15 protein-coding genes are annotated in these 16,624 nt (G+C 36.7%); 7 read left to right on the top strand and 8 right to left on the bottom strand.

The window, feature by feature from the left end:
- Positions 1–471: 471 nt before the first annotated feature.
- Positions 472–2,658, bottom strand: coding sequence for an MMPL family transporter (locus tag ACIQXW_RS14240; protein WP_340821286.1), 2,187 nt, complete (start codon positions 2,656–2,658; stop codon positions 472–474).
- A 123-nt stretch (positions 2,659–2,781) separates the two neighbouring features.
- Here ACIQXW_RS14240 and ACIQXW_RS14235 point away from each other — a divergent pair, with 123 nt between their 5' ends.
- From ACIQXW_RS14235 to ACIQXW_RS14225, 3 genes are all read left to right on the top strand, one after another.
- Complete coding sequence (locus tag ACIQXW_RS14235) at positions 2,782–3,399, top strand: TetR/AcrR family transcriptional regulator (RefSeq protein ID WP_340821285.1); 618 nt, start codon at positions 2,782–2,784, stop codon at positions 3,397–3,399.
- Between the two features lie 410 nt (positions 3,400–3,809).
- Positions 3,810–4,238 (top strand): helical membrane plugin domain-containing protein, encoded by a 429-nt coding sequence (locus ACIQXW_RS14230; protein ID WP_173478809.1) that lies wholly within the window; start codon positions 3,810–3,812, stop codon positions 4,236–4,238.
- 44 nt (positions 4,239–4,282) lie between these two features.
- A complete protein-coding gene (locus ACIQXW_RS14225; RefSeq protein ID WP_340821284.1) occupies positions 4,283–5,467 on the top strand; it encodes an NAD(P)/FAD-dependent oxidoreductase in 1,185 nt (394 codons plus the stop codon).
- 151 nt (positions 5,468–5,618) lie between these two features.
- On the opposite strand, the gene ACIQXW_RS14220 is transcribed toward ACIQXW_RS14225, so the two are convergent.
- On the bottom strand, positions 5,619–6,239 hold the full coding sequence (locus ACIQXW_RS14220) for a hypothetical protein (protein ID WP_340821283.1): 621 nt from the start codon (positions 6,237–6,239) through the stop codon (positions 5,619–5,621).
- 91 nt (positions 6,240–6,330) lie between these two features.
- Here ACIQXW_RS14220 and ACIQXW_RS14215 point away from each other — a divergent pair, with 91 nt between their 5' ends.
- Positions 6,331–7,302, top strand: coding sequence for a quinone oxidoreductase family protein (locus ACIQXW_RS14215; protein WP_402763143.1), 972 nt, complete (start codon positions 6,331–6,333; stop codon positions 7,300–7,302).
- Between the two features lie 130 nt (positions 7,303–7,432).
- On the opposite strand, the gene ACIQXW_RS14210 is transcribed toward ACIQXW_RS14215, so the two are convergent.
- Entirely contained in the window at positions 7,433–8,227 is a 795-nt protein-coding gene (locus ACIQXW_RS14210; protein WP_401019573.1) for an EcsC family protein, read from the bottom strand.
- Positions 8,228–8,301: 74 nt separating this feature from the next.
- Positions 8,302–9,663 (bottom strand): MocR-like pyridoxine biosynthesis transcription factor PdxR, encoded by a 1,362-nt coding sequence (gene pdxR / locus ACIQXW_RS14205; protein ID WP_402763140.1) that lies wholly within the window; start codon positions 9,661–9,663, stop codon positions 8,302–8,304.
- Between the two features lie 93 nt (positions 9,664–9,756).
- Here pdxR and ACIQXW_RS14200 point away from each other — a divergent pair, with 93 nt between their 5' ends.
- Together ACIQXW_RS14200 and ldmS are read left to right on the top strand one after the other, a co-directional pair.
- Positions 9,757–10,338 (top strand): GNAT family N-acetyltransferase, encoded by a 582-nt coding sequence (locus ACIQXW_RS14200; protein WP_402763137.1) that lies wholly within the window; start codon positions 9,757–9,759, stop codon positions 10,336–10,338.
- A gap of 155 nt (positions 10,339–10,493) precedes the next feature.
- A complete protein-coding gene (gene ldmS / locus ACIQXW_RS14195) occupies positions 10,494–11,648 on the top strand; it encodes an L-aspartate--L-methionine ligase LdmS (protein WP_401019567.1) in 1,155 nt (384 codons plus the stop codon).
- 290 nt (positions 11,649–11,938) lie between these two features.
- Here the strand turns inward: ldmS and ACIQXW_RS14190 are convergent, their stop codons facing one another.
- From ACIQXW_RS14190 to ACIQXW_RS14175, 4 genes are all read right to left on the bottom strand, one after another.
- On the bottom strand, positions 11,939–12,646 hold the full coding sequence (locus tag ACIQXW_RS14190) for an ABC transporter permease (RefSeq protein ID WP_401019564.1): 708 nt from the start codon (positions 12,644–12,646) through the stop codon (positions 11,939–11,941).
- A complete protein-coding gene (locus tag ACIQXW_RS14185; RefSeq protein WP_340821277.1) occupies positions 12,643–13,491 on the bottom strand; it encodes an ABC transporter ATP-binding protein in 849 nt (282 codons plus the stop codon). The genes ACIQXW_RS14190 and ACIQXW_RS14185 overlap by 4 nt, the downstream gene beginning before the upstream one ends.
- Before the next feature lie 144 nt (positions 13,492–13,635).
- Positions 13,636–14,592, bottom strand: a complete 957-nt coding sequence (locus ACIQXW_RS14180; protein ID WP_402763132.1) for a LytTR family transcriptional regulator DNA-binding domain-containing protein — start codon at positions 14,590–14,592, stop codon at positions 13,636–13,638.
- Between the two features lie 27 nt (positions 14,593–14,619).
- Positions 14,620–15,192, bottom strand: a complete 573-nt coding sequence (locus ACIQXW_RS14175; protein WP_402763129.1) for a dienelactone hydrolase family protein — start codon at positions 15,190–15,192, stop codon at positions 14,620–14,622.
- Between the two features lie 465 nt (positions 15,193–15,657).
- On the opposite strand from ACIQXW_RS14175, the gene ACIQXW_RS14170 reads away from it, so the two are divergent.
- Positions 15,658–16,491 (top strand): alpha/beta fold hydrolase, encoded by an 834-nt coding sequence (locus tag ACIQXW_RS14170; protein WP_402763126.1) that lies wholly within the window; start codon positions 15,658–15,660, stop codon positions 16,489–16,491.
- The last annotated feature ends 133 nt before the right edge of the window (positions 16,492–16,624 follow it).

Genomic DNA, 16,624 nt, shown 5'->3' with positions numbered 1-16,624 from the left:
ATTTTTTCTGTAGACTAAACTCAAATGTCTATAGTCTTTTTATGAAAAAGGGTGACTGTTGCTATTCATTTTTTCTACATACGTATATGCGAACTACTTTCAGCGTCGTAGCATTCTGGACGACCTTCATAAAGCGGGAAAATTCACTGCGCTTTCAGCGGGCACGATGTAAGCCACAATAGTCACTAGCGCGCCGTTTGTTGCCTCTTACGTCCTGTGTGTCCCGCAGGAAGCTGATGCGTTGATAATTCAGCCGCGAGGTCGCTCTGGCCTTCAAGGTGACGTAGGTGAAAGTCGCTAATAGTTTGCTGCAAATAATTAAAAAAACGACTATTTGAATATGGCAAGTAGCTTAATAGAAAAAGGCAATGCCTGAAAAGCACATTTAATATAGTAGGGAATGTTCTTATCTAATTAAAAAAATAGCAAAAGGCATCAAGATTGATGCCTTTTGTAAAATCATTTAAAGAGTTAATTCCCTCTTTTAAATAGGGATCCTGGCCAAAATGCATATTTGCCAAGCACTGTTGTAATAGCTGGGACAAGTAAAGGTCGCACGATAAACGTATCGAGCAATATACCAATAGCCGTCACAACCCCGAATTGTACAAGTACTTGAATTGGTAGTGTAGCAAGCACTGCGAACGTACCTGCTAAAATAAGCCCTGCAGATGTAATAACACTACCTGTATGCACAACGCCTTCTTCTACCGCTGTTAAATGATCCTTCGTTTTTCGTTTCTTCCAAATCTCTGAAATCATGAAGATATTATAATCCTCGCCAAGTGCAACTAAAAATACAAAGGCATATAGCGGAATAGAGCCTGCAATTGCCTCTGCCCCCATGACATAATGCAAAATAAGCCAACCTGCGCCAAGTGCACCAAAATAAGAAATAATGACTGTAGCGAGCAGATATACAGTTGCTGTTACTGAACGTAAATAGACAAATAATAATAAAGCTATTAAAGCAATCATTGTCGGCATGATGACAGATTCATCACGCTCAGTAACTTGTTTTGTATCATATTGACTTGCTGTTTCTCCACCAATCCATACGTGCGTATCAGCGTCTTTGATACCCGTGTCTTCAAGTAACTGAACTACTTCAGCCTTCAGCTCTGGAATATGTTCTAAAGACTCTTTTGCATAAGGATTTGCATTCAATGATAATTCATATAATTGAATAGAGTTGTTTTTCGTACCAATTTGTACATCAGAAACATTATCAATATATGAAATGTTTGCAAGCTGTTGTTGTAAATTGATATCACTGCCTTGCGTGTCGATGACTAGCTGAACAGGTGCTAGTTCACCAGGTGAAAAATTTTCTTCTATTAAAGTGAAGCCCTCACGTGACGGCATATCTTCTGGGAATGAAGACAATAAGTCAAATGTATATTGAATGCGTGGTACAAATGATGCTAAACCGCCAAGAAGCAGGAGAGTGATAACAATAACAATCCATGGCTTATGTGTTACAAAGCGTCCAATTTTATGACTAACTTTATGTGAAGATTTATGTTGTTTTTTGCCTTTTCTCTTTGCCATTTCCTCTGTACGTGGCGTGAATGGGAAAAAGGCTACTCGCCCTATAACAACGAGAATCGCTGGCAATACAACAAGTGCAGCAATTCCCATTACTAACACGCCAAAGCTAAATGGAACTGCGAAGCGTTGGAATGAGCCATAATGGGCAAGACTAAGGGTAGCTAAACCAATAACAACCGTTAGGGCACTCATCATAATAGCGCCACCCGATTCTTTAACAGCGAGCTTCATCGCTGCAGCTTTATCCTCAACTTCAAATAAAATTTCACGGTATTTTGAAATTAAAAATAAGCAATAATCTGTTCCTGCACCAAATAATAAAACTGTCATAATCGATACAGCTTGTGAATCTTTATCAATCCATCCTTGCTCTGCAATGAAGCCAAGTGTTGGGCTAATTACACCGTAAGCAAGCCCTACAACAATTAGTGGGATAATGGCAAGTAATGGAGAACGATAAATTAAAATTAATAACACTAATACAAGAAGCACTGTCGCTATCATTAATTTCACATCAGCTTGTGAGAATAAGCTAACAGCATCTGTTGCAATACCAACTGGTCCAGAATAACGAACATGAAGAGCGTCACTTGTTAAGTCTTTATCCAATTGCACATTATTCGAGTCCATTGTTTTCGTTAAGGAATCTAGGCTCTCTTGTAACATATCTGTTGCAACACCTTTTTCAAAGAACACAGGTGTGACAAGAGTGGATCCATTGTCAGATGTAGATGCAGAAAAAGCCTGTGGAGGCATTGCATCATAAGGTGGTATGAGCGTTTGATGCTCTAAAGGATTTGTTTTAAGCTCTGCGTAAACCTTTTGGATAGCTGCAAAATCATCATTTGTTAGGCCGCTTTCTCTATGCCAAACGAGTAATAATGGTGTCCCTGCATCATTAGGAAATTCTTCAGCAATAATTGCTGCTGCTTGCTCGGACATCTCAGTATCAGGTAAATTTTTACCGGACTCACTTTCAATACTGTTAATTTGTGGCCAAGCAAACGAGAGGACAACAACAAGTAAAACCCAGCATCCGAGTGCTAAAAAACGCCCTTTTTTACTTGCTACCATTGAGCCCCATTGCTCAAGAGGGTGTTTTTTCATGAGAAAACCTCCGTTTCGTGTAATTATTATTAATTATATATACTAGAAGGTTAATTAATCAATAAAGAAGTTTTGATATGTTATAATATGTTTAAAAGAACACATTATAAGGAGGCGATCTTGTTGAAACAATCACCGCGTGTTCTAGGAAGACCTCGCCATGATGATAAGTCTAAACCTACAAAAGATATTGTCTTAGAAACAGCAACGATGCTATTTATAAAAGAGGGATACAAAAATGTGTCCATGGACGATGTTGCGAAAGCCTGTAATGTTACGAAAGCTACGATCTATTACTATTACCCAACTAAAGGGGATTTATATACATCGGCTTTGGTTGAAATGATGCATAGAATTAGGCTGCATATTGAACGAATTTTAGAACAGCCAATTCCATTCAAAGTGCGATTAGAACAACTAGTTGAAGTACATTTATCGGCAACTGTTGATATTGATATGAAGAACTTTATGCGTGAAGCTACAATTAATTTATCAAATACTCAATTAAAAGAAGTCCATACATCAGAAAATGAAATGTATAAAACGATTGAGCACTCGATGCAAAATGAAATGGAAAAGGGCACGATTCGCAATGGGAATGCTGAATTTTTTGCCCATACATTTATGGCATTGATGTCAGTGGGCTATTTTAAAGATGGGGAAGGAAAAAGATTATTTCAAACAGTGCCTTTAGCGGCGAAAGAGATAATTGATTTCTTTTGGTTATCTGTCGAAAAGTGAGAATATTTGTAGGTAATAACATTTTTTATAGCGTATTGGTTTTTAAAGGGGATTTCTATTTTGGATTATTTTACTAAAACAAACAAATAAAGAGCGCGGATAACTAAAAATGGTTTACAAATAAACTATTTTTAAAAGATTGTGCTGTAGTTGATTGAAATAATGCGTAAACAGTCTTATAATGGATGTTGTAATATCACCAAGATAAGAGATAAGGATGGAATTGTGATGCGCTTTGTGCAAAATGCAGTAAATATTGTAATAATAAATCATGAAACTCGCTTTCCAGCCCTTTGTGACTGGTGTGTAAGATATCCGCTGTAAGGACTGTTAAGAAGATCGCTTAATGGTCTTTTTTACATGGAGGCAATATAAAAAATAGTATTAGTGACGGCAAAGGAGAGTTCAAAATGTCAGAAACGAATAACCAAGCACAGTCTGAACAATTAACTGTGAGTCAAGAGCAATTAGATGTACTAGACCAACTATTAAAGCCTGAGGTGCAAGAATCTCTAACAACTTTAGTTGAGCAATTACCAAAGCTAACTGAAATGATGACGTTATTAACTAAATCATATGAGTTTGCTCAAGCTGTTGCAACTGATGATGTACTAAAAAGTGACACTGTTGGCGCTGTAACAGAAATGGCTGCACCAGTAGTAGGATCAGCTAAACAACTTGCTGCAACTGCTATTGAAGCAAAAGATCGTGCTTCTGAAAGCAATGAAGTAATCGGTTTATTTGGTCTTGTAAAAATGATCAAAGACCCACAAGTTCAAAATGTTTTCCGTTTTGTAAATGCATTTTTACAAGTAAACGCTGAACGTAAATCTAAATAAGGCCGAGATATATTCAATTCGTAAGGACGGAGGATTAATTAATCATGTCAAAAGAAATCGTCATCTTAGGTGCTGGTTACGCGGGTGTATTAACTGCATTAACAGCACGTAAGTATTTATCAGCTGATGAAGCTAAAATCACTGTAGTAAACCAATTCCCAACTCACCAAATCATCACTGAACTTCACCGTTTAGCTGGTGGTACTATTGCAGAAGGTGCAGTAGCTTTACCGCTTAAAAAAATCTTTAAAGGTTTAGATATTGATTTACAAATCGCTAAAGTAACTAAATTCAATGTTGATACTAAAAAGGTTGACCTAGATAATGGTTACACTTTATCTTATGATACATTAGTTGTTTCTTTAGGTAGCCAAACTGGATTCTTCGGTATCCCAGGATTAGAAGAAAATTCAATGGTACTTAAATCAGTTAACGATGCAAACAAAATTAACCGACACATTGAAGATCGTATTAAAGCATATTCACAGTCAAAAGACGAAGCAGATGCAACAATCGTTATCGGCGGTGGCGGTTTAACAGGTGTTGAGCTTGTTGGTGAAATCGTGGACAACTTCCCGAAAATCGCAGCAAAACACGGCGTAAACTTTGCAGATCTTAAAATTAAACTAGTTGAAGCTGGTCCTAAAATTTTGCCAGTACTTCCAGATGTACTTATCGAACGTGCAACTGAAAGTTTAGCAAAACGTGGTGTTGAATTCATCACAGGTACTCCAGTAACAGGTGTTGAAGGTAACGTTATTTCACTTAAAGACCGTGAGTCAATCGTTGCTAATACATTTATCTGGACTGGTGGTGTAGCTGCACTTCCAATGGTAGCTGAATCAGGTCTTGCTGCTGATCGTGGCAAAGCAACAATCAATGAATTCCTACAATCTACATCACATGAAGATGTATTTGTAATCGGGGATGCTTCTGTTGCATTACCAGGCGATGGTGGACGTCCACTTTACGCTCCAACTGCACAAGTTGCTTGGCAAATGGGCGAATGCGCTGGTTACAACTTATTCGCACAATACAAAAACCAAGAGATGAAAACATTCTCTGCGGTTAACTCTGGTACTCTTGCAAGCTTAGGTCGTAAAGATGCAGTTGCTACTATCGGTGCTAGCAATACACAACTTAAAGGTCTTCCTGCAACACTTATGAAAGAAGCGTCTAACATTCGCTATCTTACACACATCAAAGCGCTATTCGGCTTAGTGTATTAATTTTCAATAAATAACTAAATTAATGCCCCGTAGATGTTAATGAAAAAATGAACATTTTACGGGGTGTTTTATTGCTAAGTTTGCCCATAAAGCTATTTTTAAACGAATGTCTCGTTTAAAAATAGCTTTTTTTAAATAGAGAAATGAAAGATTAGTTTTGAAGGTAAATTTTGAGCTTTGTTAATATAGTCTGACACGTAGAAATCGATTCTAGTGTATTGTTCGTTATTTCGAGTGAATGATCTGCATTTGTTGCTATAGTAAGATGATGGGACTTTAGCTGATGCAGCTTTTCATTGGAGAAATGAGGGTCAGCTGTTCCAATTGCTATGAAGCTATGTCGATTTACTAAGTTTTGCATAATGTGTTCAAAGGATAGTGGTGGTGTTAATAGAATATAGCGAGAAGGAATAATGGCCTCCTGTTGCATATAATAGTCGACGATTGGAAATGCTCCGAGCGATTTTCCAACGAAAACAGCTTCCTTATAAGCATTTGAGTGTAAATAATATGTAACGATAGAATTGGCGGCATTATAAACCATTTCTGAAATAGCTTCTGGTGGCTGATTGAACTGCTGTTGCTCAAATGTATAACAAACTTGGACAACATCATAGCCTAAGTCTAGCATTAGTGTAGTAGCGTAATGCATTAGCGGTTTATCATAGTTATAGCCTGTACCCGAGAACATAAAGCAAATTTTATTACTATTCATATCAAAAAAGTTGTAAGCAATATCGTTGTAAATTTCTTTACTAGGTTTGATTGTCATCATAATCCCCCTTAAATTAGTAAAATGTAAATATGTAACTTTTTTATATAAAGTTAGTTATAATTTCAATATAACAGGAAGGAGGTAAATTATGAAGGCTGTTACAATAAATGCTTTTGGACCGCCGTCTGTCCTAACAGTGGTGGATTGTCCAAAACCGATGATTGCAAAAGGGGAAGTGCTAATACGTACGTCCTATACGAGTGTAAATTTTGCTGATATTAAAAATCGAACTGGAAATAAAGCAAAAGCTAATTTTCCTATGATTCTTGGTTTAGATGTAGCTGGTGTTATAGAAGAGGTTTTTGATGAGCGCAGTGATTTTAAAAAAGGGGACCACGTCATTGCCTTTCCAAAAAACGGTGCATATGCTCAATATGTTGTAGCAAATGAACAGGTAGTCTTTCGCATTCCGAATGGTGTACCTCTTGAAAAGGTAGCTGCTATACCGACTGTTTTATTTTTGTCCTACATTTTAACGCATCGCATCACGCAAATTGGTACGGAGGATAGTGTTTTAATTCATGCCGCGTCGGGTGGAGTGGGGACGATGCTTATTCAAATGGCGAAAAAGCGTGGGGTAAAGAAAATTATAGGTACTGTTAGCTCTGTAGAAAAAGCAACCATTGCTTATGAGCTAGGCGCACATCATGTTGTGACATATGAAAATTTTAGTGCCCAAGTTAATGAGTATACGGATGGTTTTGGTGTCGATGTTGTTTTCGACTCAATTGCCGGAACGATTACAGAAGAGAGTTTTAATTGTTTAGCGCCATACGGTACTCTTGTGCAGTTTGGTAATAGTAGCGGTAAAGCGGGCAATATTAAAACATCTGATTTACATAGTAGTTGCCGTAATGTAAAAGGCTTTAGCTTGGGAACGACTCGGTCTTTAAAGCCGGAACTATTACAACAAGTAGCTCCAGAAATTTTTACACTATTGCAGGATGAAAGTTTCCAAGTACCGATAGCAGCAGTATTTGACTTAGAGGACATGGAAAAGGCGCATGAGTTGATGGAGAGCCGCCAGCATCAAGGGAAGATATTAATTAAAATTGTGTGAGTGACTGGCACTTAGCTCAGCAGGCAATTGTAAGCCGCAACCGTCGCTGTTGCACCATTTGTTGCGTCTTACTTTGCTGCATTCCCTCAGGGGAAAATAAATTGTTTGAGAATTGTGTGAGTGACTGGCACTATTTTAGTTTTTCGTATATTCTTCTTTTTCGGTAAAGCATGATTCCTGTTTCTGCTACATCTTGCATCATACCTTTATTAGCGTATGCTCCGAAAATCATACCTGCTATCGGAACCATTTGGAAAAGCTTTTTCCAGCCCATTTGATCACGATAAGTGAAGAATACTTCCTGCCAACCTTGAAGCTGTGAAATCATCTTTTCGGATACGTTATTATTGTCGTGCATGGATGAAATTTCTTCTAAAATAGCTTCTTTACCTACAATATCAGCGGAGGTAAATTGTAGGCACTTCACAATGAAAATACGTTCCATTTTATCATTAGGGTCAAAGCCATGAATAATTGCTATTTCTTGCAGCGTTTTTAAAGCCATTCCTAATATAAATGGGATATCAATCGCCAATGTGAAAATGCCGCCAAAGCCAGTAGAAGCTCCTTGAACTGTTGCCAATTTTACGCGTTCTTTTTGCAGCTTATCACTTAGAGCAATCATTTCCTCTAAAGGAATGTTACCGATATCAGAGATTGTAAAAATATTTGGATACGAAGAATTATTACGGATTTTTTGAATCATCGTTTGCTCATTGATTAAATATTTTCCTCCTGATTGAACATAGCTCCCAAGCTCATCAACAAGTAAAGCTAGTTTTTGTTGAATAAAGGTAGGGGTCATCTTATCCAAAATTTTAAAAGGAATACGCCCTAATCTTTCCCAAAACCATAATCCTTTTTGGTCTTTTTCCCACGCTTCAATTTCTTGTAAATAAGTTTGTAGTTGCTCCTGATTCTCCATTTATCTTTTCCCCTTGTGAGTGCATTTAGTTACAATACGTAAACTAGTTTAAAAAGTTTCAAGTTCATACATATCTATTGCCATACAGAAGCAAGTAAAGTAATACCCTCATCAATTTGCTCAATTGACAATCCACCATAACCTATAATAATCATGCCGTGTTCAGTAGGGTGTTGAAATGAAGTAGAACAAGGATAGACATTGACTCCTACCGCATGAGCAAGCTGGATAGCGTCATGCTCTGACAATCTTTTTGGCAATTTTACAATAATATGTAGCCCAGCATTTTCACCGATAATTTCAAATTCCTCAGAGAATTGACTACGAAGAGCAGCAAGTAACGTCTGCTGTTTTTTTCGATAGATAGTACGCATTTTTGCTAAATGTTTATCGAATAAGCCTTGCGCAAGAAAATCTGCTAGTACAAGCTGATCTACCTTTGAGACGACTGACTTTTGTTCTTGATGGAAGCCGGTAAATGGCTCTACTAGTGACTTAGGCAAAATCATATAGCTAATACGTAGAGAAGGAATAAGTGTTTTTGAAAATGTGCCAAAGTAAATGACCCGCTGTAGCTGATCCATGTTCGCGAGAGAAGGGATTGGAAGGCCCTTATAACGAAATTCCGAATCGTAATCATCCTCTATAATAAATGCATTATTTAAGGTTGCCCATTGTAACAGTGCAGCACGGCGTTCAATCGACATAATCATACCTAGTGGAAATTGATGTGCTGGTGTTGTGTATAACATGTGAATAGCTTTTTTAGGTACAGTAATGCCTGAGTTATCCACAGAAATCGGATGTGTTAATAAACCACATTGCTGTAAAGTGGCCCTTACTCGTTTAAAACCTGGTTCTTCTAAACCAACTTGGGTTTGTGGCCCGAAGTAATGGCATAGAGCCTGTAGTTGGCTTTGTGTACCGCTATAGACAAATACTTGTGATGCATCACAAGTAACTCCTCTAGAACGTTCAACATAGTGGGCAATCTCTTGTCTTAATGTAGTTTCTCCTTGCCACGGACTTGTTGATAAAACATCCACAGTAAAGTGTTTTTTCATTAGCTTATGAAAGGCTTGTAGTGGGAAAGCAGCTTTATCCACATGCCCATTATTAAAATCAAATTTCACTATGTCATTTGTTGGCAAGGAAACTGAATCTTCTGTTTGAACTTGCTGTAGCCATTCAAACTCAAATGGCGCTATATAGTAGCCTGAGCGCTCTTTACTATATATATAACCTTCTGCAAGCAATTGATCATAGGCTACTTTAATTGTATGAACACTGACATTTAATGTTGTTGCAAGCAGACGTTTTGAAGGTAATTGTTCATGTGCTAAAAGTTTATGCAAAAGAATAGCTTGTTTAATGCTTTCATAAACTTGTACATATTTAGGAATATGTCCTGTGAACGAAATTGCAAGTTCCATCATCTATCAACTCCTTGGTATGGTCTGAATTTTAAAAATTGGTTATGTTCATCATATCAAAATTACCGTTTAATAATGAAAAAGGAGTGAAGGTCAATGAATTTCAGCGCTTTAGAAAATGAAGTCGTCTTATTAAGACCATTAGTAAAAGAGGATGTACAAGGGCTACTTACAGCAGGAAGTTATCCAGAGATTTGGTCGTATTTGTCCACAACGATTGAAGATGAAACGGGTGTGCATAACTTTGTGGAAAAGGCATTGTCTAGCAAAATGCAAATGGAGGAGTTTCCATTTGTCATTGTGGATAAACGTTCGGGACGGATTATAGGCTCAACAAGGTATATGGATATTGATAGCAAGCATAAACGTCTAGAAATAGGAAATACATGGATTACTCCTGCGTTTTGGCGAACTGCTGTGAATACCAATTGTAAATATTTATTACTAAGCTATTGCTTTGAGGTAATCGGTCTACAACGGGTCCAAATTAAAACAGATCATGAAAATACACGTTCTCAAAAGGCAATTGAACGTATAGGGGCAACGAAAGAGGGCGTTCTTCGCAATCATATGGTACGTAAAGACGGTTCGACTCGGCATACGGTAATGTATAGTATTACGATCGAAGAATGGCCAGAAGTAAAAGCTCGAATCGAACAGTTATTGGGTTTGGGCTAATTAAAAGTCTTTCTCCACTTGCTTTACTTACTAAAAACAAGTAAAAAAATGGATATTTACTAGTCTTATAATCTAGTTTTTGTCAAATTATGTGTGAGTAATGGTATTCAAGGGTAGATTACTTAAAATCTATTTTTGAAAAGTGGGGGAAAAGTATGTTAAAGCCGAAATTAACATTACGACAAATTTACGGTGATAATGCTGTGTATACACCTCGTACACCATATAGCGATAATCCGTGGATGATGGATGATTGCCATAAACTAGATGCATTAACAGCAAGGGAAGTCGCCATCGCGGATATTCCTGTTTTAGTGCACCGTGCGACGCAAACGGCGAAGGCTAAAAAAATACATGAATTAGCGGGTTTAACATGGGTAGAGCAGCCGTATACGTATGAAACACAAGAAGAATATTTAGCGCAATTAGATGCATGGTGTGAAGAAGGAAAGACGATTGTTTGTCAGTATTTACATGACGCAGAGCATATGAACCGTAATTGCTATTGGATGGATGCCGCCAAATTTAATGAGCTAAATACAAAAGCATATATTGATCATTTAATTGATAGTAAATACGTACCAAGCCGTTTAAATATCGAACTATATAGATTATCGGATGCAATGAAAAATTGGAAGCCACCTGTTGTGCTCAAGCCTGGAGATGATTCGCCCACTTCTGGTGGATACGGCGTCATCATATGCCAAAATCAAGATGAGTTAACAGAGGGTTTACGTCAATTTCGAATGAACGGGACGGAAAGCATTATTATAGAAGAGTTGTTACAGGCAAAAGATAATTATAGTTGTCAGTTCGTTTATTGTGAAGAGCTTGGTATACAGTATTTAGGTGCTTCTCAACAAATGACAGATGACAATGGAATTTATGAGGGGAATGTCATTGTAGAAAAAGTACCAGAAAAAGTGATTGAAGTAGGTCGCCATATAATGGAGCGTGGTGTGGCAGAAGGTTTTGTTGGTGTAGCGGGGTTTGATTTAATCGTAACAGAGGCAGGAGATGTGCAGGCGATTGATTTGAACTTCCGCCAAAACGGCTCTACCTCTATGTTAATGTTTCATGAAGCATTAGGTAAACCTGTTAATAAATTTGCTTCCTATGCATCAAAAGGTGCTGAGGATAATGAAGCATTTTATCAAAAGATTGAACAATTAATAAAACAAGGTGTTCTATTCCCATTAGCTTTTTATGATGGTGATTATTTTGAAAACAAAGTAGCATCGCGATTTGTTGGTATTTGGTATGCGGATGCATTACAAGAAATCGAAGAACTTGAAGAGCAATTGCTTTAATGTTAGAAAAGAATGGTCGTTACGTTGCATTTAATTGACGTTGATTTTCGCTACGGGCGGCACTCTCCGTTGCAATCAAATAGTAAAATTGTTTGAGTGCCTGACACTTATAAAAAATCCACTACACTTTCCGCGGGCACTCTGTAAGCCGCAACTCTTGCTGTCGCATGGTCAAGTTGCGGCTTACATTGCGTGCGTAATGAGCAGGAGTCTACGGGGATTTTCCCTGGCAAGTTATAAAATACATGATTTGTGTGGAAATTGTTTGAGTGCCTGGCACCCTGTCCCTGTTAATCTACCATTCTTTTTTTATAAACAAATCCAGTAACAATCCAAGCTACTATTGACCAAGCAATAATAGTAACGATAGGAATAATGTAATCCATTGAAGAGTAGTTACCTTCTAAAGCCTCTGCTAAAAGAACTAGTTGAGCGCTTGGAAGCCACTTTGCAATTTCTAGCACTGGATAGACAGAAGCTAAAGTTAAGGCAAACGGTCCAAATGAGAAAATAAACATAACAGGCAACACGATAATAGATGCTTCCATAATTGTTTTTGCAAATAATCCACATAATGTTCCTAAGGCGATGTAGAAAACGATAGAAAGTATTAAGGCGATAGCTAATATGAAAAGATTTGCTGGCTCGTAACCAACAAGGAAAATCGACAAGCCTACTACAACAACCGTCACAATAGAGACGAACAAGCTTTTACCTATTAAAATATCTCCAAGTGAAGCAGGAGAAAGCATTAAACTTCGGAGTGTATTTTTCTCCTTTTCTTCTGCAATTAAACAACATTGTACATAGGCAGTAACAACTGCAAACACTAAATTTATTGGTAAAAAATAAGCGTCGATACTATTTGTTCCGATTTTGTTATAAGCAAAAGCTAAAATAAGAGGTAAAAAAATCATAACAGAGACTGCGTAATTTCTTGAAAATTCCTTGTAGTCCTTCATGAAAATAGCTTGAATACGTGTTATTGATATGTTCATATTAGATCACTCCCTGTTATTTGCATAAATATATCGCCTAAAGTTGGCTCATTTGTGTATATACGTGCAACTGCATTTTCTTGCATCCAATGAAATAGTTTTTGCGCATCCTGATCGCCATTTTGAATCGTTTCAGATTGGCCATTTTTCAATTCAACAGTAATCGTTTCATCTCCAAAATCTTTTTTTAATTGCTTCGGTGAACCGATTGCACGAATTTTTCCTTGATGTAAAAAGGCAACACGATCACAAAGTATTTCTGCCTCACTCATATCGTGAGTTGTTAAAAAGATTGTTGTTCCGAGTTCATTTAATTTCCGTAAGCCGTTATAAATATGCTGCGTATTCACTGGGTCAAGTGCAGATGTTGGCTCATCTAAAAATAACAATTCAGGTTTATGCATAATGGCACGAGCTAGTGTGACACGTTGAATCATGCCTTTAGATAGCTGACTAACTTTCTTTTTACGTTCTGGGTAAAGATTAACAAAATCTAAAGCGTCTTTTACTGCTGTATGAGGTAATTGATACAAATTACTATATAGTAATAAATTCTCTTCAATTGAAAGCCGTGTATACAGCCCGCTATTATCCGTCAAGATACCAAAGCGCTGACGATTTTGACTATATTTCATTTCACTAGCAGGGCGATTAAATAATGATACATCTCCCGCAGTTTTTTCAGTTTGCGCAGTTAATATTTTAATAGTAGTTGTTTTACCTGAGCCGCTTGGACCAAGAAAACCAAATATTTCTCCTTTTTTAATAGTGAAGGAAACATCCTGTAATGCAGCTTCACTATTAAAGACCTTTTTTAAATGTTGAACATCAATTACTGTCTCCATGTGTAAACCTCCTGTGGTTGTTGATAGCCTAACTTTAAAGCACGATGGAGAGGTAAACATTAAATTACAGGTGAAAGGCGGAAAAATGAGCTTCAATGGAGTAATATTTAGCTGACAGGAGTCGTTTATTTCCTGGGAAATCTACTATATTCCGAGTATTTCTTTTAAATCTGCTAGTTTGTTTTTCGACAATGGTACAATTGTTTTTTCGTTGCTATTTAAAGCAAGACTGTAGCTATTGCGGGTCCAAGTAATAATCTCACGTACTTTTTGCAGGTTAACGATATAAGAACGATGACTTCTAAAAAAGCCGAATGGTGTCAATTTTTGTTCTAAATCATTAAGGGACATTGTGCATGGATAGGCTTCATTTGCAACATAGACGCTCACAACACCTTCGACACTTTCAATGTAATCTATTTCTGGTGGATTAAATAAAATGATTTTGTCATTTTTCTTTGTTGGGATTTTATCAAGTCGTATAGGTGCATTTTCGTTAGGTGTAGGAACTGTTTCGATTTCATCCTCTTTTACATCGAGTGCATGCAAACCTAATGCATCTAATCTATATATTTCGTCGCACGAAATAATTAAGTCCTCTAAATTGTTTGAAAGTAAAACAACAGATTTTTCTTGGTTTTGAAGTGCCATCAAAAGCTTGAGAACATTTTGTTTTGAAAATTCATCTAAGTTTTGAAGGGGTTCTTCGATTATTTGAGTAGGTGCTAGATTAAGATATGTATGTAGCAATTTTAACCGTTGTTTTTCCCCATGTTGAAGTTTAAGTATTTTAATATTCCTCTGATCAGACAAAGAAAACAGCTTTAAAATTTCCTCTTTATTGTGTAGAGGCGCTGTAAAAAGTTTCATAGAAAAATGAATATACTCTCCTACTGTTAATCGTTCGTATAATGCACTTTCACGAATATGCGTATATGTCTTTTCTTGCTTTGTAAACCATTGCATTAAAGTATTGATTTTCGTTACATCTGTGTAGATGCCTACAATAGCTCCTATATGCAATGGAAGTTGAAAGCTTGGATAAATGACATTTCCTGATTCCGTGTAAGGATCGATTTCTAAAAGCTGTGGTTGATTCAAAGTGATAGCCTCCACCTCATAAAAGATTTATAAAAATTTTTTTATATACGTCTGCGCCAGCATAGCACTTTCTTGATGAAATGAAGCGTTATAACGATCCATAAATCCATGTTTCCCTGGAAATTGAATAGTTTGTACAAAGTGTTGATGCTTTAGTGCATGACTCAATTTTTCGACATTGAAACTAACCTCATGACTAGGTAGAAGAATAAGTGTCGGGCAATTTGGTTGCAAGTCAAGATATTGGCGAATGCGTGAGCCGTAGACGCAAACAACATGATATAACGGCAGCGTAGCAAGTCGCCAAGCAAGTGTTGCGCCTACACTATAACCGATTACTATAACTTTTTCATATTGTTGTATGGCAGTACTTAGTTGTGTGAAAAGTATTTCCAAAGGAGCATCGAAGCCAATTTCATTAATGAAATACTTGTAAGCTTCTTTTTCCTGATTATAAGTAAAGCTTTTTTCATCTGTGTAAAGTTGCACACATTCTACCTCGGTTTGCTTATCCATAAAGGCACATGCCTGTTCTCGAATAAAATCATTTACTCCATAAATTTCATGTAAAATAAATATTTTTCTATTTTTTCTATTCAATTGAGACTCCTTTTTTGCTTTTTCAAATAGTGTATCAAAAAGTAATTATATCGTACATTTAATCCATTAAAAGTAAATTTATGGTTTGGTAATTTATGTAGTAATAAAGTTTTATATCAATAAGTAAATTGCTCACAGGATATAAATGTTTATTATTGGAAATATGATTAATAACTATTGTTTTAGAGGATTTAGGAAATGGGAAATGGAAAAAATAATAAAATTTTAATTATTTCAAAATAATATTATCGGAATGAAAAGTCGAAGGTATTTTTCAAATGCTGCTATAAAAAAAGAGTAACGTAAGTGTTAGTAAAAGAAAAAATTTTTTGACTTTTTTGAAATAACAATGTAAAAATAACTTTATCTTTATTCGGCGAATTTTTAGGTGAGGAGATGGATGAAAGTTCACCTTCACAATGGGCTTCAAAACGCCGCATGATTTATATGAGGAGGATGATGGAAATGGAATACCAAACAATTGAAGTGAATGGTAGTGCATTACATTTTGCAGATTATCCAGGTGAGAAAGGTACTATTATTGCCGTACATGGTTTAACCGGCAACCATATGCAAATGCATTATTATGCTGAGCTTTTGAAAGGCGACTATCGTTTTATTTCGGTTGACTTAAAAGGGCGTGGTAATAGTGCTCCAGCACCTGCAAATACAGGTATTGAGGTACATACACAAGATATATTAGCGTTGCTTGATGCGTTAAACATTGAGAGCCCGATATTAATGGGTTACTCAATGGGGGCATTTATCATGGCGAATGTTGCGAGTAAACGAAAAGATGTAAAAGGGGTCATTTTACTTGATGGAGCAGCAACTTGTACAGATCATCAACGCCAAATTGTTGAACCATCACTAGGTCGAATTAGCAAACCGTATGACTCAGCGGACGCGTACATCGAGGAAATAAAAGCAATTTATGGTCGCCTAGGCGTTGAATGGACAGATCATTTAGCGAGCGTAGGTCGTTATGAGGTTGCAATACAAGATGAGCATTGGGAAAATAAGTCTGACGAAGAAAAAATCCGTTTAGATTTCCAAAGTTTTTATGACTACAAGCCTGCAGAGGTTTTTGAAAAAGTGGAGTGCCCAATACTTTTAATTCATTCAACTGGTGGTATTGGAACAATGCCCGCATTATTTTTAGCGGAATCTTATACAGAAACTCTAAAATATGCCAAAAATATTTGGAAATTCACTTCAAATAGTAATCATTACACTTTGGTTTTTGAAGAAAGAAAAGATGTTAACCGAGTAATACTGCGGTTTTTAGAGAGTTTCTAAAAAAAGAGTTGCAGTTTTTAAAATTTTATGCGAATAATTAAATAACAAATATTAAATGCCTATCGAGCAGCTTTAGAAAAACGACCTTTTTCTACTTTCCCTGCTTGACTGTTGGCTACACTTTTCTAAACGT

The sequence above is a fragment of the Lysinibacillus sp. NPDC097162 genome, from assembly GCF_044762185.1.
GTDB lineage: Bacteria > Bacillota > Bacilli > Bacillales_A > Planococcaceae > Lysinibacillus.
This window is presented reverse-complemented; position numbering and strand designations above follow the sequence as displayed.

What these genes read in the sequence shown, in the direction of transcription:
- ACIQXW_RS14170 (WP_402763126.1), top strand. Translation starts at nt 15,658, where the DNA reads ATGGAATACCAAACAATTGAAGTGAATGGTAGTGCATTACATTTTGCA.
- ACIQXW_RS14230 (WP_173478809.1), top strand. Translation starts at nt 3,810, where the DNA reads ATGTCAGAAACGAATAACCAAGCACAGTCTGAACAATTAACTGTGAGT.
- pdxR (WP_402763140.1), bottom strand. Translation starts at nt 9,663, where the DNA reads ATGATGGAACTTGCAATTTCGTTCACAGGACATATTCCTAAATATGTA.
- ACIQXW_RS14185 (WP_340821277.1), bottom strand. Translation starts at nt 13,491, where the DNA reads ATGGAGACAGTAATTGATGTTCAACATTTAAAAAAGGTCTTTAATAGT.
- ACIQXW_RS14225 (WP_340821284.1), top strand. Translation starts at nt 4,283, where the DNA reads ATGTCAAAAGAAATCGTCATCTTAGGTGCTGGTTACGCGGGTGTATTA.
- ACIQXW_RS14210 (WP_401019573.1), bottom strand. Translation starts at nt 8,227, where the DNA reads ATGGAGAATCAGGAGCAACTACAAACTTATTTACAAGAAATTGAAGCG.
- ACIQXW_RS14190 (WP_401019564.1), bottom strand. Translation starts at nt 12,646, where the DNA reads ATGAACATATCAATAACACGTATTCAAGCTATTTTCATGAAGGACTAC.
- ACIQXW_RS14200 (WP_402763137.1), top strand. Translation starts at nt 9,757, where the DNA reads ATGAATTTCAGCGCTTTAGAAAATGAAGTCGTCTTATTAAGACCATTA.
- ACIQXW_RS14240 (WP_340821286.1), bottom strand. Translation starts at nt 2,658, where the DNA reads ATGAAAAAACACCCTCTTGAGCAATGGGGCTCAATGGTAGCAAGTAAA.
- ldmS (WP_401019567.1), top strand. Translation starts at nt 10,494, where the DNA reads ATGTTAAAGCCGAAATTAACATTACGACAAATTTACGGTGATAATGCT.
- ACIQXW_RS14220 (WP_340821283.1), bottom strand. Translation starts at nt 6,239, where the DNA reads ATGACAATCAAACCTAGTAAAGAAATTTACAACGATATTGCTTACAAC.
- ACIQXW_RS14215 (WP_402763143.1), top strand. Translation starts at nt 6,331, where the DNA reads ATGAAGGCTGTTACAATAAATGCTTTTGGACCGCCGTCTGTCCTAACA.